Here is a 15,853-nt window from a genome sequence, read left to right on the forward strand (position 1 = left end):
TGCACTCTCGTTTTGAGATATTGGCCCATGGTGTAACTGGCAACACGTCTGTTTTTGGTGCAGAAGAGTCTAGGTTCGAGCCCTAGTGGGCCAACATTAATCAAATTAATCCTTACTTTAATAAAGTAGGGATTTTTTGTTTTATAATTTGTTTGGCGAGAAGTTTATACTGAGCGCAGTCGAAGTGAGCCCTAGTGGGCCAACATTAATCAAATTAATCCTTACTTTAATAAAGTAGGGATTTTTTGTTTTATAATTTGTTTGGCGAGAAGTTTATACTGAGCGCAGTCGAAGTGAGCCCTAGTGGGCCAACATTAATCAAATTAATCCTTACTTTAATAAAGTAGGGATTTTTTGTTTTATAATTTGTTTGGCGAGAAGTTTATACTGAGCGCAGTCGAAGTGAGCCCTAGTGGGCCAACATTAATCAAATTAATCCTTACTTTAATAAAGTAGGGATTTTTTGTTTTATAATTTGTTTGGCGAGAAGTTTATACTGAGCGCAGTCGAAGTGAGCCCTAGTGGGTCAACATTAATCAAATTAATCCTTACTTTAATGAAGTAGGGATTTTTTGTTTTATAATTTGTTTGGCGAGAAGTTTATACTGAGCGCAGTCGAAGTGAGCCCTAGTGGGCCAACATTAATCAAATTAATCCTTACTTTAATGAAGTAGGGATTTTTTGTTTTATAATTTGTTTGGCGAGAAGTTTATACTGAGCGCAGTCGAAGTGAGCCTTAGTGGGCCAAAAAAAAAGTCTTCCTTTTCGGGAAGACTTTTTTAATTCCTATACTTTGGTGAATTATATTTTAAAAGTAATTACTGGTCTTTTAGCGTGATTTACGAGGTCTTCGCTAATGCTTCCATTAAAAAAGTGAGCTATTCCTTGTCTGCCATGTGTACTAATGCCAATTAAATCTGCTCCAATAATGTGTGAAAAGTTCAAAATTCCATTTTCTACAGATTCGTCATTAAAAATATGAATCTCATAGTTGCTAAAATCAGAATCCTTAATGAAGTCTAATATTCTGGCGTTGGCTGTTGCTGTAGTTGTAAATCTATTAGGTGTGTTTACAAATAATAAATGAATTTTAGCTTCAAAAGTTTGTGCTAGTTCTGTTGCTTGTTTATAGGTTTCTCTGCTATCGTTTTTAAAGTCAGAAGCAAATACAAAATCATTAATCGTGAAATTTTCATGGTTGTTTTTAATAACAAGTACTGGAACTTCAGCAGAGCGTACTACTTTTTCGGTATTAGAGCCAATAAACATTTCTTTTAAACCGCTTGCGCCATGTGAGCCCATGATAACCATGTCTACATCATGCTCTTTGCAAGTGTTTTTTATGCCTTGAAAAGTTTGATGAAAATCAACGGTTTCGTGGATAGTAATTCCTTTTAAAAAATCTTGACTTAAAATTTCTTCAAACTTGTTATGCGCTAATTTCATGAAAAACATAGCCTCGGGGATATTACCTACGGTATCTCCTCCAAGTTCCGGTATTTGATTTAATGGTAAATCTAACATATGTAGTAAGTAGATTTCTCCATCGTATCTTTTTGCAAGTTGGGCGGCTACTTCTAGAGCGTAATTTGCTTGTTCTGAAAAGTCTGTTGGTACAAGTATTTTTTTCATATCATTTAAAGATTTAATTAGGAACAATAGCTTCTTAAATTTAAGAAATAAAAATGACAATTTTTTGTTTTGTATGAATTTTCATATATTTATTTGGAAACCTAGTCTATTTTATGAAAGAACTTACCTTATTTTCTTTTATTTTTAGTTGTCTAGAAAGCTTAGCAACAGGTTGCTTTTGTTTAGTGGTTAGCTACTAAGATGTATAAAGATTAGTAATTTGTTGCATACTAGAGTTTACGAAAGCGCCAATTAAAGATGATTTTATTGAGAAGTTAAAGAGGGTAATGGCTGTTTGAGTATTATAATGAATAGTATTAATGAAGATAGCAGTTTGTTATATAAAGAAGTTATTATTCCTTCAAATACTATAAATTAAGCGTATTCTAACTATTGTGTTTCAACAACTTTTGCAAATCAATATAAAAATTGTATATTTGCAGCGTTGAAACGAAAAAGAAAAAGATGAGGGGACGAAAAGTCCCCTCTTTTTATACCAAAAAATGTTTAAGAATACAGTAAAAGACTTATTAGAAACAGCGCTTGAAGAAAAGCAAAATCTATTCCTTATAGAATTATCTATAGCAACAGATAACGCGATAAAAGTTATTTTAGATGGTGATAATGGTGTAACTGTAGAAGATTGCATATTTATTAGTAGAGCTATAGAGAATAATCTAGATAGAGAAGAAGTAGATTTTTCATTAGAAGTAGCGTCTGCTGGAGCAACATCTCCGTTAACACATAAACGTCAATATATTAAAAATATAGGTAGGCTTTTAGAAGTTAAAACAAAAACAGAAAACATGGAAGGTACTTTAATAGAAGCTACTGAAAATGAAATTACTTTGCAGTGGAAAAGCAGAGAGCCTAAGCCAGTAGGTAAAGGTAAAGTTACAGTCCAAAAACAGGCAGATATTGCCTACGAAAATATTGTAGAAGCAAAAGTTATGATTAAATTTTAATTTAAAGGAGTTATGGAAAATCTTGCATTAATTGATTCTTTTTCAGAATTTAAAGACGACAAATTAATAGATCGTGTAACCTTAATGGCTATTTTAGAAGATGTTTTTAGAAACGCTTTAAAAAAGAAATTTGGTGATGATGATAATTTTGATATTATTATCAATCCAGATAAAGGGGATTTAGAAATTTGGAGAAATAGAATAGTAGTAGCAGATGGTGAAGTAGAAGAGCCAAATCAAGAAATATCGTTAACAGAAGCACAAAAAATAGAGCCAGATTTTGAAGTTGGTGAAGATGTATCCGAAGAGGTAAAATTAATAGACCTTGGTCGTCGTTCTATATTAGCATTAAGGCAAAACTTAATATCTAAAATTCACGAACACGATAACACGAATATATACAAGCAATTTCAAGAGTTAGTTGGAGAGATTTATACAGCAGAAGTACACCATATTCGTCACAGAGCGGTAATACTTTTAGATGATGAAGGAAATGAAATCATCTTGCCAAAAGACAAACAGATTCCTTCAGATTTTTTCCGTAAAGGAGATAATGTAAAAGGAATTATTGAAAGTGCAGAGCTAAAAGGAAACAAGCCAGCAATAATTATGTCTAGAACATCACCATTGTTTTTAGAAAAATTATTTGAGCAGGAAATCCCTGAAGTTTTTGATGGTTTAATTACTATTAAAAATGTTGTGCGAATTCCTGGTGAAAAAGCAAAAGTAGCTGTAGATTCGTATGATGATAGAATTGATCCGGTAGGAGCATGTGTAGGTATGAAAGGATCTAGAATTCACGGTATTGTTCGTGAATTAGGAAACGAAAATATAGATGTAATTAATTACACAAACAATTTACAATTGTATATTACAAGAGCATTAAGTCCTGCTCGTGTAACATCTATTAAAATTGATGAAGAGAATAAAAGAGCAGAAGCAATTTTAAAACCAGAAGAAGTAAGTAAAGCTATTGGTCGTGGAGGACACAACATACGTTTAGCAGGAAAACTAACAGGTTATGAAATTGATGTATTTAGAGAAGGAGCAGAAGAAGACGTAGAGTTACGCGAATTCTCTGACGAAATCGAAGCGTGGATTATTGCTGAATTTAGCAAAGCTGGACTAGACACCGCAAAAAGTGTACTAGAACAAGAAGTTGCAGATTTAGTAAAACGTACCGATTTAGAAGAAGAAACAATAAACGAAGTCGTTAGAATTCTTAAAGCAGAATTCGAAGACTAACACATTTTTAGGTTATATTACAAAGCAATTTATGGCTGGAACAGTAAGATTAAATAAAGTATTACGCGAGCTTAACATCTCTATCGATCGTGCAGTGGATTTTCTAGAATCTAAGGGCATCGAAATAGAGAAGCGTCCTACTACAAAAATTTCAGAAGAAGTTTATCAAATCCTTTCAAATGAATTTCAAACAGATGCTTCCAAAAGGATGGCGTCTCAAGAAGTTAGTGAAGCAAAACTCAAAGAAAAAGAGGCTTTGCGTGAACAACGTGAGAAAGAACAAGAGGAAAAGCTAAAGGCTGAAGCGAAAAGAGAAGAAGCAAAACAACAAGAAATTGTTAAAGCGAAATCTACGCTGTCTGGACCAAAACAAGTTGGTAAAATAGACTTAAATCCGAAGGCTAAAAAAGCGAAAGAGGAACCAAAACCTAAAACCGAAGAAGTTAAGCAAGAAAAAACGGTTAAAGAAGAGGTAGCTCCAAAAACTAAAGAAGCACCAAAACCGGAAGTAGTAAAACCAGTTAAAGTTGAAAAACCTGAAGTACCAGTAAAGGTAGAGAAAGTTGAGAAAACGGAAAAACCGGTTAAAACGGAAAAAGTAGAAAAGGTAGAGAAGGTTGAAAAAGTTGTAAAAACGGAAACACCAATCGCTGCTAAAAAAGAAGTATCTACTAAAAAAGAAGAAGCTACTAAAGTAGAAGGTCAGCCTAATGTAGAAGAAAGAGTAGAAACAAAATATCAGAAACTTACAGGTCCGAAAATTGCAGGTACTAAAATTGATTTAAGCCAATTTAACAAACCTAAAAAGAAAAAAGAAGACGCTAAGAAAGACGATAAATCTTCAGATAATAAACGTAAACGTCGTAGAATTTCTAAACCAGGAGATAATAGACCAGGAGGAAATACTGGAGGTAACAGTAGATTTAAAGGAAAACCAGGCCAAGGAGGAAGAGGTAGAAAAGCCATTGTAAAAGAAGAGCCTAGTGAAGAAGATGTTAAAAAACAAGTACGTGAAACTTTAGAAAAACTTCAAGGGAAGTCTAATAAAGGAAAAGGTGCTAAGTATAGAAGAGACAAAAGAGATCAACACAGAGAACAAACTGAAATTGATCAGCAAATAGAAGCAGCAGAAAACAAAATTCTTAAAGTTACAGAATTTGTTACAGCAAACGAAGTTGCTACTATGATGAACGTTCAAGTTACCCAAATTATATCGGCATGTATGTCACTTGGTATGATGGTAACGATGAACCAACGTTTAGATGCAGAAACACTTTCAATTGTTGCAGATGAGTTTGGATATCAAGTAGAATTTATAACAGCAGATATAGAAGAGTCTATTGAAGAGGTTGTAGATAAACCAGAAGATTTAAAACCTCGTGCGCCAATTGTAACGGTAATGGGTCACGTAGATCATGGTAAAACATCCCTTCTAGATTATATTCGTAAAGAGAATGTGATTGCAGGAGAGTCTGGAGGAATTACACAACACATTGGTGCATATGGTGTGACTTTAGATAACGGACAAAAAATTGCATTTCTAGATACTCCAGGTCACGAAGCCTTTACAGCAATGCGTGCTCGTGGAGCTCAAGTAACAGATATAGCAATTATTGTTGCCGCAGCAGATGATGATATCATGCCGCAAACTAAAGAGGCTATTTCACATGCGCAAGCAGCTGGAGTGCCAATAGTATTTGCAATTAATAAAATTGATAAGCCAGACGCAAAACCAGAAAATATTAAAAGTGGTTTAGCACAAATGAACCTATTAGTAGAAGATTGGGGTGGGAAAATTCAATCTCATGATATTTCTGCTAAAGTAGGAACAGGTGTAAAAGAACTATTAGAAAAAGTATTATTAGAAGCGGAATTATTAGAGTTAAAAGCAAACCCTGATAAATTAGCACAAGGTACGGTTGTAGAAGCATTCTTAGATAAAGGTCGTGGATATGTATCTACTATATTAGTACAGGCAGGTACTTTACGTATTGGAGATTATGTTTTAGCTGGTAAAAACAGTGGAAAGATAAAAGCAATGCAAGATGAGCGTGGTAATGAGGTTAAAGAAGCTGGACCATCAACACCAGTATCTATTCTAGGTTTAGATGGAGCACCACAAGCAGGAGATAAATTCAATGTATTTGAAGACGAACGTGAAGCAAAACAAATTGCTACTAAGCGTACACAATTACAACGTGAACAATCTGTACGTACACAACGTCATATTACATTAGATGAAATTGGTCGTCGTATCGCACTTGGTGATTTCCAAGAATTAAACATCATCTTAAAAGGAGATGTAGATGGTTCTGTAGAGGCATTAACAGATTCTTTCCAAAAATTATCAACGGAAGAAATTCAAATAAATATTATTCATAAAGGTGTTGGACCAATAACAGAAAGTGATGTATTATTAGCAACTGCTTCAGATGCTATTATTATAGGATTTAATGTTCGTCCAATGGGTAATGCACGTCAAATAGCAGATAACGAAGAAATCGATATCAGAATGTACTCGATTATTTATGATGCTATTAATGATCTTAAAGACGCTATGGAAGGTATGTTATCTCCAGAGCTTAAAGAAGAAATTACAGGTACTGCAGAAATTAGAGAAATCTTTAAAGTTTCTAAAATTGGAAGCATTGCAGGTTGTATGGCATTAACGGGTAAAATATTTAGAAACTCAGGAATACGTTTAATACGTGATGGTGTAGTAATTTACACTGGAGAGTTAACTTCATTAAAACGTTTTAAAGACGATGTGAAAGAAGTTGCTAAAGGTTATGATTTTGGTACACAAATCAAGAACTATAACGATATTAAAGAAGGAGATATTATTGAAGCATTCCATGAAGTAGAAGTAAAAAAGAAATTGAAGTAATTTCTATTATATAAAATTTAAAAAGCGACCAATTGGTCGCTTTTTTTTGTTTTCATTGGAAAGCTAATTGTCAATTTTAGGGTTAAGAAGATCCTTAGTTTATAGTAATACAATAAATGCATAAGATAATTATGTTAGTAAAATTAAAATCCAAATGTATCAAACGGTGCCATTTATCATAACCTTACAGGTTTTGTTCTTCACTAAATTAGAATGTGTTATATCAAACAAAAAAGGTTTAATAAGGATTTCATAAATGGTTTATTCAAATTTTTTCTCTCAAATAAATTGTAATTAATAATTGGCATTCACTAATAGAAATAGCAGACTATGCATTTGAATTTGAAATATTAGTTGTAACACGAAGAAATACTTTTGAAGCGAATCCATTAGATGAAAATATGTCTTATGGTAAAATAAGAAATTCCAAATTTTATATTAATTGGAATGCAACTAATCTATGTGAGTAAGTCGTTGCAAATGATGGAAACGTCACCTTTTTAAACTCCTCTGTTTTGTATTATAATGCCGAAGCATCATTGCCAAGTCCTCCAAGTTTAACTTTTGGTATTTGGGAGTAAGATACCTAAGTAACACAATCACTTTAGGGACTAATTAATAGTTTGATGGGAGATGTTTAAGACATGAATTTAAGTGTAGCAGATGTACAACTATAAAATGAGATATGTCTATATCCTAATCTAGTAAATAACACACTTCATATTAAGTCTGTCCATAGTAATATAGATAATGTTTTGCTATATGATGTTTTAGGCAAAAGCGTGCTTAGTACAAATCATTCAAGTACTATAGAGGTTTCAGAATTTAATTCTGGACATTACTTTGTAGCTTTAAGAATAGGTGATAGAGAAGTAGTAAAGAAAATTGTTAATGAATATTATTTATACCATTATATAAAAAAAATCGACTTCATTAGTTTTAACTAACGAAGTCGATTTTTAATTAATTATTATTGAATTATTACTCTTTCTTCTTTTTGGGTTTAAAAAGAAAAGCATTCGGAAATTTCTTTTTCACTTTCAATAAAGCTCTTTCTGCTTCTAATCTAGATCTAAAACTACCAATCCATACCTTATAGTTTGGTGTTTCGTAAACTAATTTACTAGACCATTGCGAATAATTACCTTTAAAATCGGTTTGGTTGCTTTCTGCGGTACTTCTTCGTCCAGAATAAATCTGTATTTTATATCGGTCACTAGCGTCTTCATTGGTGTTTATTTCTTTTTTGAGCGCTAATAATTCCGTGATTTCCGGATCCTGATTAACAATTACAGTACCTTGCTGTGCACTACAAATACCTGTTAATGCAAATGTTATAAATACGGAAAGAATGGTTTCTTTTATTTTTAATAATTTCATTTTTTGTCCTGTTTAATGCAAATGTAAATGTTCTAAACTAAATAGTTAGCTGTTTTATTATTTAGAATTTCTCTAAATTAGCAATTAACACTTCCCTAACATTTCTAAAATCGACTTTTAATATTACTTTTGCTTGAGATTTTATAACTGTATTTTTTCTTTTAGTAAATGAAAAAACCAGACCAAAGTTTAGAAGTTAATTCAACAAATAATATGAAACAGGTGATTCACCGTAAATTAAGTGCAACTATTCTTCGTTTAAGCTTAATTATCTTACTAACGTTTTCCATGGCGCTTTCTGCTCAAGAAGGTGATCCAGCAAAGGGTAAATCTTTATTTAATGCAAATTGTGCTGCTTGTCATAAGTTAGACAAGAAAATGACCGGGCCAGCTTTACGTAATGTAGAGCAACGTTTGTCAGATGATGAAGGTTTAGATAAAGCATGGCTTGCTGCATGGATTCGTAATAGTTCAGGAGTAATTAAGTCTGGAGATGCATACGCAAACAAGATTTACAATGAGTTTGGAGGAGCTGCAATGACTGCCTTCCCTCAATTGTCAGATGAAGATATTGATAATGTTTTAGCATATACTGCTGAAGAAGCAAAAGCGCCAGCGCAAGGAGCATCTACGCAAGTAGGAATGACTCCAGCTTCAGGAAGTGGAGATACTGTTTCTAATAAGTTAATTCTAGGAGCCCTAGCTGTATTGTTTGGTCTTTTAGCATTAGCATTAGTTTTAGTAAATAAAACGCTTCGCAGATTTGCCGATGCTAAAGGAGTAGATGTTTCAAGCGATAAAAGTGTGCCTTTATGGAAAGCTTTTGCTCAAAATCAATTCTTAGTATTGGTTACTGCTATTTTCTTTTTATTAGCTAGTGGCTATTTTGTTTATGGTTTTTTTATGCAAGTAGGTGTAGATCAAGGATACCAACCAGTACAACCAATACATTTTTCACATAAAATTCATGCTGGAGATAACGGTATCGATTGTAAATACTGTCACTCTTCTGCAAGAGTTAGTAAAACATCAGGAATACCTTCTTTAAATGTTTGTATGAACTGTCATAAATCGGTTTATGAATATACTGGAGAAACATCTGCAGAATATACTAAAGAGTTTTACGATGGAGAAATCCAGAAATTATATGCAGCAGCAGGTTGGAATGATGCAGATCAAAAATATTCAGGAAATCCGCAACCAGTAAAATGGATACGTATTCATAATTTACCTGATTTCGCATACTTTAATCACTCACAACACGTAACGGTTGCAGGGTTAGAATGTCAAACATGTCATGGTCCTGTTGAAGAAATGGAAATTGTTAGCCAATTTGCTCCTCTAACAATGGGTTGGTGTATTAACTGTCACAGAGAAACTAATGTGAAAGTAAAAGACAATGCATACTATACAAAAATTCACGAAGAATTATCTAAGAAATATGGTGTTGAGCAGTTAACTGCAGCGCAAATGGGTGGATTAGAATGTGGTAAATGTCACTACTAAAACAACGTTTTAGTATTTCCGCGAAAGCGGTAGTCTCCCTAAAAAGAGATTTTATTTAAAAATAATTAATAAGAAGTAATTCAATTATATAATATGTCATCAAACAAGAAATACTGGAAAAGTGTTGAGGAGCTAAACGAAAATAGCTCTATTGTTGAGACGCTAAAACAAAACGAATTTGTTGAAGAAATTCCTACAGACGAATTTTTAGGAGATAAAGACACTTTAGAGTCTTCTTCAACTACACGTCGTGATTTCTTAAAATATGTTGGTTTTAGTACAGCAGCAGCATCTCTTGCTGCCTGTGAAGGACCAGTTATTAAATCGATTCCTTATGTAGTGCAACCAGAAGAAATTATTCCTGGAGTAGCAAACTACTATGCAACTACCATTGCAAATGGATTTGATTTTGCATCTGTTTTAGTTAAAACTCGCGAAGGTCGTCCTATTAAAATCGAAAACAATACCATGGCTCCTTCTAATGGAAGTGCTAATGCTAGAGTGAATGCTTCGGTTTTAGGATTGTATGATAGTTTAAGAGTTCAAGGTCCAATGCAAGGCGAAAACGCTATTTCATGGACAGAACTTGATAACACAATGATGCAGAAACTAGAAGCTGTTAAAGGTTCTGGTAAAGACATTGTTTTATTAACACAAACTTTTGCTAGTCCATCAACTTCAAAATTAATTTCAGAGTTTACATCAAAGTATGGTAATGTTCGTCATGTAGTTTATGATGCTATTTCAGAATCTGCTGCATTAGATGCTTACCAAGCGAAGTACGGTGAACGTGCTTTAGCAAATTATGATTTCTCTAAAGCAATGACCATAGTTTCTGTTGGTGCTGACTTTTTAGGAGATTGGCAAGGTGGAGGTTTTGATTCTGGATATGCGAAGAACAAAATTCCAACACATGGAAAAATGTCTCGCCATATTCAAATAGAGTCTAATATGTCTTTATCTGGAGCAAATGCAGATAAACGTATTCCTTTAACACCAAGTTTACAAAAAGTAGCGTTAGCTAAACTATATTCTTATGTGGTTGGTGGTTCTGTTTCAGGAACGTTACCAGAAGCAACGGATAAAGCAATTCGTCAAGCAGCTTCTCAGCTTAAAAAAGCAGGAAGAAACGGAGTTGTTGTAACTGGTTTACAAGATGTAGATGCGCAAACAGTAGTTTTAGAAATAAACGAAGCTTTAAACTCTAAAGCCTTCGATACTACTTCGCCAATACAAACAAGACAAGGAAATGATAAAGCAGTAAATGCTTTAGTTGCTGATATGAAAGCAGGTAAAGTTGGTGCTTTAATTATGAGTGGAGTAAATCCATTATATACCTTACCAAATGCTTCAGATTTTGCTGAAGGATTAAATAATAAAGATTTAGTTTCTGTTTGTTTTTCAATGAAAGCAGATGAAACAGCTACAGCTGCAACATATATTGCGGCAGCACCTCATTATTTAGAATCTTGGGGAGATGTAGAAATGAAAAAAGGACAATTCGCTTTAATGCAACCAACAATTCGTCCATTGTTTGATACAAGACAATTTCAAGACACTTTATTAAAGTGGACGGGAAGTGAAGTATCATTTCATGATTATATTAAACAAAATTGGAAGTCTAGTGTCGTAAGTGGCGGTTCTTTTAACAAAGCATTACATGATGGTGTTTTTGTAACTGGATCTACTCTAGGAGGAGCAAATGGTGCTTCATCTAATACTGTGCATAGTACTTCTACAGAATTAAACGATAAAAAAGATAGAACTTGGGTTGGTGGTGTCATTCATGATGCTGCTGTTGGAGTTGGAATAAAAGAAGAAGATAAAGATACATATACAACTACTACATCTTCTACTACAACATCAAACGGTGGTTCTGTAGCCGGAATATCTGCTAAATCTGGTGGTGATGCAGCAAGAGCTTTAGTAGCTTCAGCGAAAACATCTCCATTAGAGTTAACCTTATATTCTAAAACAGGAATGGGAGATGGTCAACAAGCCAATAACCCATGGTTACAAGAATTTCCAGATCCTATTACAAGAACAACTTGGGATAACTACTTAACAATGTCTGCTAAAGATGCCGAGAAATTTGGTGTTAGAAACTGGCATGTTGCAACAGGTGGTTTAAACTCTAGTTTAGTAGAATTAACCGTTAATGGTATTACAGAAGTTCTTCCAGTAATTATTCAACCAGGTCAAGCTGTTGGATCTTTAGGAATGTCTTTTGGTTTTGGACGTAAAAACGGATTAAAAGAAGAAATGCAAACGGGTAAGAATGCATTCCCTTTTTACCAAGACTTTAATACAGTGCAAAATGATGTATCTGTAAAACTTGTACCTGGTGAGCATGAATTTGCTTGTGTTCAATTACACAACACATTAATGGGTCGTGGAGATATTATAAAGGAAACAACTTTAGAAGTATTTAATACGAAAGATAAAAAACATTGGAATGCAATTCCTGTAGTTTCATATAATCACGATGAAATTCCAGTAACCTCAAAAGATGCAGATCTTTGGGATGAGTTTGATCGTTCTATCGGACATCACTTTAACTTATCTATTGATTTAAATGCTTGTACAGGTTGTGGAGCATGTGTTATTGCATGTCATGCAGAAAACAATGTGCCTGTTGTAGGTAAAGAAGAAATAAGACGTAGTCGTGATATGCACTGGTTGCGTATTGATAGATATTATTCTTCAGAAACTACTTTTGCAGGAGATAACGAAAAGAAAGATAATATATCTGGATTAAGTAGTTCATTAAGTGAATTTGGTGAATTGGAGCATGCGTCAGATAATCCTCAGGTAGCTTTTCAACCAGTAATGTGTCAACATTGTAATCACGCACCTTGTGAAACTGTTTGTCCAGTTGCTGCAACATCGCATGGTCGTCAAGGTCAAAATCACATGGCATATAACCGTTGTGTAGGTACAAGATATTGTGCAAACAACTGTCCGTATAAAGTGCGTCGTTTTAACTGGTTCCTATATAATGGGAATGATGAGTTTGACTACCACATGAATGATGATTTAGGACGTATGGTATTAAACCCAGATGTTGTTGTTCGTTCTCGTGGTGTGATGGAAAAATGTTCTATGTGTATTCAAAAAACACAAAAAACCATTTTAGACGCAAAACGTGATGGACGTGAGATTAAAGATGGTGAATTCCAAACCGCTTGTTCAGCTGCATGTAGTAGTGGAGCAATGGTATTTGGAGATATCAACGATAAAGAATCTAAAGTTGCAGAACTTTTAGAAGATAACCGTATGTATCACTTATTAGAGAGTGTTGGAACTAAGCCTAACGTGCAGTACCATACTAAAGTGAGAAATACAACCGAAGCATAAAAATTAATTAAGAATCAATTATAAAGCATTATGGCGTCTCATTACGAAGCACCTATTAGAAGACCTTTAGTTACAGGTGAAAAATCATACCACGATGTTACTGTGGATGTGGCAAGACCTATAGAAGGTACAGCAAATAAGCAATGGTGGATAGTATTTTCTATTGCATTAGTCGCTTTTCTATGGGGAATTGGATGTATACTTTACACCGTATCTACAGGTATTGGAACTTGGGGTCTAAACAAGACCGTTGGTTGGGCTTGGGATATTACTAACTTTGTTTGGTGGGTAGGTATCGGTCACGCAGGAACACTTATTTCTGCAGTACTTCTACTTTTCCGTCAAAAATGGAGAATGGCAATTAACCGTTCTGCAGAAGCAATGACAATTTTCTCAGTAGTTCAAGCAGGTTTATTTCCAATTATACACATGGGAAGACCATGGTTAGGATATTGGGTATTACCAATACCAAATCAATTTGGATCTCTTTGGGTAAACTTTAACTCCCCATTACTTTGGGATGTATTTGCGATTTCTACGTATTTATCGGTATCATTAGTTTTCTGGTGGACAGGTTTATTACCAGATTTCGCAATGATTAGAGATAGAGCAACAAGACCTTTTCAAAAGAAAATATATGCCTTATTAAGTTTTGGTTGGTCTGGACGTGCTAAAGATTGGCAACGTTTTGAAGAAGTATCTTTAGTACTTGCTGGTTTAGCAACTCCTTTAGTACTTTCTGTACACACGATTGTATCTTTTGATTTCGCAACATCTGTTATTCCAGGTTGGCATACTACCATATTCCCTCCTTACTTTGTTGCAGGTGCAGTATTCTCAGGATTTGCAATGGTAAATACACTTCTTATTATTATGAGAAAAGTGTGTAACCTTGAAGATTATATTACAGTACAACACATCGAGTTAATGAACATTGTAATTATGATTACGGGTTCTATAGTTGGTGTAGCATATATCACAGAGTTATTTATTGCTTGGTATTCTGGTGTAGAATATGAACAATTCGCATTCTTAAATAGAGCAACAGGACCTTACTGGTGGGCATATTGGTCAATGATGACATGTAATGTTATTTCTCCGCAGTTCATGTGGTTTAAAAAATTAAGAACAAGTATTATGTTCTCATTCTTTATATCTATTGTGGTAAACATAGGTATGTGGTTCGAACGTTTCGTAATTATTGTAACATCATTACATAGAGATTACTTACCATCATCATGGACAATGTTCTCTCCTACATTTGTAGATATAGGAATATTTATTGGTACCATAGGGTTCTTCTTTGTATTATTCTTATTATACTCTAGAACTTTTCCAGTAATTGCACAAGCAGAGGTTAAGACCATTTTAAAATCTTCTGGTGAACGTTATAAGAAAATTAGAGAAAGAGGAGATAGCCTAGTTGGAACAGGAGCAGATTCTAGAACATCTGAAAAACCAGTTACAGCTTCTAAACCTAAAGCGGATAAAGTAACAGCGGCTCCTAAGGAAGATACTTCTAATAGAGTAACAAACCTTTTAGGAACTATAGGAACTTTTGATCCCAATACACAAACAGCAGATAATCTTAAAAAGATTAATGGTGTTGGACCAAAAATGGAAGAAGTATTAAATAGCATTGGTATTTATACTTTCTTACAAGTAAGTAAGATGACTAAAAATGAATACGACTTGTTAGATTCTATTACAGAATCATTCCCAGGAAGAGCAGAACGTGACGATTGGGCAGGACAAGCTAAACAACTAATAAACTAAAAGTAGCATATGGAAGCTTCAAAAGTAATTCACGCTATTTATACAGACGACGATGTGTTAATGAATGCTGTTAAGGCCGTAAAAGCCGAAAAGTATCACATTGAAGAAATATATACCCCTTTTCCAGTTCACGGACTAGACAAGGCAATGGGATTAGCTCCAACAAGAATAGCAATTGCATCCTTTATGTATGGATGTGTTGGTTTAGCAGTAGCAACCTTAATGATGAATTTCATTATGATTGAAGACTGGCCACAAAATATTGGTGGTAAACCTAGTTTTAGTTATATCGAGAACATGCCGGCATTTGTGCCAATTATGTTTGAGTTAACGGTATTCTTTGCTGCACACTTAATGGTTATTACATTTTATTTACGTAGTAGAATGTGGCCCTTTAAAAAAGCAGAAAATCCAGATCCTAGAACAACAGATGATCATTTTTTAATGGAAATTGCTGTTCATGGTAATGAAAATGAACTAACAACACTGTTAAACAAAACAGGTGCTGTAGAAGTAAATATTATTGATAAAGAAGATGAACATTAATATGAAGCATTTAATAAAAATATTTGTATTCGTACTTGTAGTAAGTTCAATAGTATCTTGTAAAAAAGATTCGAGACCTAACTATCAATTCATGCCTAACATGTATGAACCTGTACCTTATGAGGCGTATGGCGAGTCTACTGCATTTGCAAATGGAGTAGAAGCACAATTACCAGTAGAAGGAACTATACCAAGAGGATTTACTCCTTTTGAAATAGCAAATACTACAGCAGGTTACGAAGAAGCTAAAGCAAATTTAGTAAGTCCATTGGCAGCTGGTCAATATGACGAAGATAAGGCGAAAGACTTATACAATATTTATTGTGGTATTTGCCATGGTAATAAAGGTAACGGACAAGGAAACTTAGTGAAACGTGAAAAAATACTAGGTATACCAAGTTATGACGATGCAGGAAGAGCTATTAATGCAGGAAGTATTTACCATACTATTTATTATGGTAAAAATGCAATGGGTTCTTACGCAAACCAACTTAACGAAGAAGAACGTTGGCAAGTAGTTGCTTATGTTTTAACGTTGAAAGCTGATTTAGAAAAATAA

11 protein-coding genes and 1 tRNA gene are annotated in these 15,853 nt (G+C 33.9%); 10 read left to right on the forward strand and 2 right to left on the reverse strand.

Features of this window, described 5'->3' with window-relative positions; translation table 11 throughout:
• Positions 1-21 precede the first annotated feature (21 nt).
• A tRNA-Gln gene (locus FG167_RS07440) sits at positions 22-94 on the forward strand.
• A 707-nt stretch (positions 95-801) separates the two neighbouring features.
• On the opposite strand, the gene FG167_RS07445 is transcribed toward FG167_RS07440, so the two are convergent.
• Positions 802-1,632 carry a universal stress protein gene (locus FG167_RS07445; protein ID WP_203460788.1) on the reverse strand — a complete coding sequence of 277 codons (831 nt, stop codon included), beginning with the start codon at positions 1,630-1,632 and terminating at the stop codon, positions 802-804.
• A 503-nt stretch (positions 1,633-2,135) separates the two neighbouring features.
• Between FG167_RS07445 and rimP the strand changes: the two genes are divergently transcribed.
• From rimP to FG167_RS17505, 4 genes are all read left to right on the forward strand, one after another.
• Positions 2,136-2,597, forward strand: a complete 462-nt coding sequence (gene rimP, locus FG167_RS07450; protein ID WP_203460789.1) for a ribosome assembly cofactor RimP — start codon at positions 2,136-2,138, stop codon at positions 2,595-2,597.
• A 12-nt stretch (positions 2,598-2,609) separates the two neighbouring features.
• Positions 2,610-3,842, forward strand: a complete 1,233-nt coding sequence (nusA, locus tag FG167_RS07455; protein WP_055443783.1) for a transcription termination factor NusA — start codon at positions 2,610-2,612, stop codon at positions 3,840-3,842.
• A gap of 31 nt (positions 3,843-3,873) precedes the next feature.
• Entirely contained in the window at positions 3,874-6,729 is a 2,856-nt protein-coding gene (infB, locus tag FG167_RS07460) for a translation initiation factor IF-2 (RefSeq protein ID WP_203460790.1), read from the forward strand.
• A 683-nt stretch (positions 6,730-7,412) separates the two neighbouring features.
• Complete coding sequence (locus tag FG167_RS17505; protein WP_203461076.1) at positions 7,413-7,676, forward strand: T9SS type A sorting domain-containing protein; 264 nt, start codon at positions 7,413-7,415, stop codon at positions 7,674-7,676.
• Positions 7,677-7,710: 34 nt separating this feature from the next.
• Here FG167_RS17505 and FG167_RS07470 read toward each other — a convergent pair whose 3' ends face one another.
• Complete coding sequence (locus FG167_RS07470) at positions 7,711-8,109, reverse strand: SPOR domain-containing protein (protein ID WP_203460791.1); 399 nt, start codon at positions 8,107-8,109, stop codon at positions 7,711-7,713.
• A 213-nt stretch (positions 8,110-8,322) separates the two neighbouring features.
• Between FG167_RS07470 and FG167_RS07475 the strand changes: the two genes are divergently transcribed.
• From FG167_RS07475 to FG167_RS07495, 5 genes are all read left to right on the forward strand, one after another.
• Positions 8,323-9,615 (forward strand): c-type cytochrome, encoded by a 1,293-nt coding sequence (locus FG167_RS07475; RefSeq protein ID WP_203461077.1) that lies wholly within the window; start codon positions 8,323-8,325, stop codon positions 9,613-9,615.
• 93 nt (positions 9,616-9,708) lie between these two features.
• The gene (locus FG167_RS07480) at positions 9,709-12,972 is read left to right on the forward strand and encodes a TAT-variant-translocated molybdopterin oxidoreductase (protein WP_203460792.1); all 3,264 of its coding nucleotides are present in this window, start codon (positions 9,709-9,711) and stop codon (positions 12,970-12,972) included.
• Between the two features lie 30 nt (positions 12,973-13,002).
• A complete protein-coding gene (gene nrfD, locus FG167_RS07485) occupies positions 13,003-14,748 on the forward strand; it encodes an NrfD/PsrC family molybdoenzyme membrane anchor subunit (protein ID WP_203460793.1) in 1,746 nt (581 codons plus the stop codon).
• A gap of 9 nt (positions 14,749-14,757) precedes the next feature.
• Positions 14,758-15,294 carry a DUF3341 domain-containing protein gene (locus FG167_RS07490; RefSeq protein WP_203460794.1) on the forward strand — a complete coding sequence of 179 codons (537 nt, stop codon included), beginning with the start codon at positions 14,758-14,760 and terminating at the stop codon, positions 15,292-15,294.
• Position 15,295: 1 nt separating this feature from the next.
• Entirely contained in the window at positions 15,296-15,853 is a 558-nt protein-coding gene (locus FG167_RS07495; protein WP_203460795.1) for a cytochrome c, read from the forward strand.

The sequence above is a fragment of the Lacinutrix sp. WUR7 genome (assembly GCF_016864015.1).
Lineage (GTDB): Bacteria > Bacteroidota > Bacteroidia > Flavobacteriales > Flavobacteriaceae > Oceanihabitans.

Bases quoted from the DNA above. Each gene is read 5' to 3' on its own strand.
- FG167_RS07470 (WP_203460791.1), bottom strand. From the start codon at position 8,109: ATGAAATTATTAAAAATAAAAGAAACCATTCTTTCCGTATTTATAACA.
- infB (WP_203460790.1), top strand. From the start codon at position 3,874: ATGGCTGGAACAGTAAGATTAAATAAAGTATTACGCGAGCTTAACATC.
- rimP (WP_203460789.1), top strand. From the start codon at position 2,136: ATGTTTAAGAATACAGTAAAAGACTTATTAGAAACAGCGCTTGAAGAA.
- nusA (WP_055443783.1), top strand. From the start codon at position 2,610: ATGGAAAATCTTGCATTAATTGATTCTTTTTCAGAATTTAAAGACGAC.
- FG167_RS07475 (WP_203461077.1), top strand. From the start codon at position 8,323: ATGAAACAGGTGATTCACCGTAAATTAAGTGCAACTATTCTTCGTTTA.
- nrfD (WP_203460793.1), top strand. From the start codon at position 13,003: ATGGCGTCTCATTACGAAGCACCTATTAGAAGACCTTTAGTTACAGGT.
- FG167_RS07495 (WP_203460795.1), top strand. From the start codon at position 15,296: ATGAAGCATTTAATAAAAATATTTGTATTCGTACTTGTAGTAAGTTCA.
- FG167_RS07445 (WP_203460788.1), bottom strand. From the start codon at position 1,632: ATGAAAAAAATACTTGTACCAACAGACTTTTCAGAACAAGCAAATTAC.
- FG167_RS07490 (WP_203460794.1), top strand. From the start codon at position 14,758: ATGGAAGCTTCAAAAGTAATTCACGCTATTTATACAGACGACGATGTG.
- FG167_RS07480 (WP_203460792.1), top strand. From the start codon at position 9,709: ATGTCATCAAACAAGAAATACTGGAAAAGTGTTGAGGAGCTAAACGAA.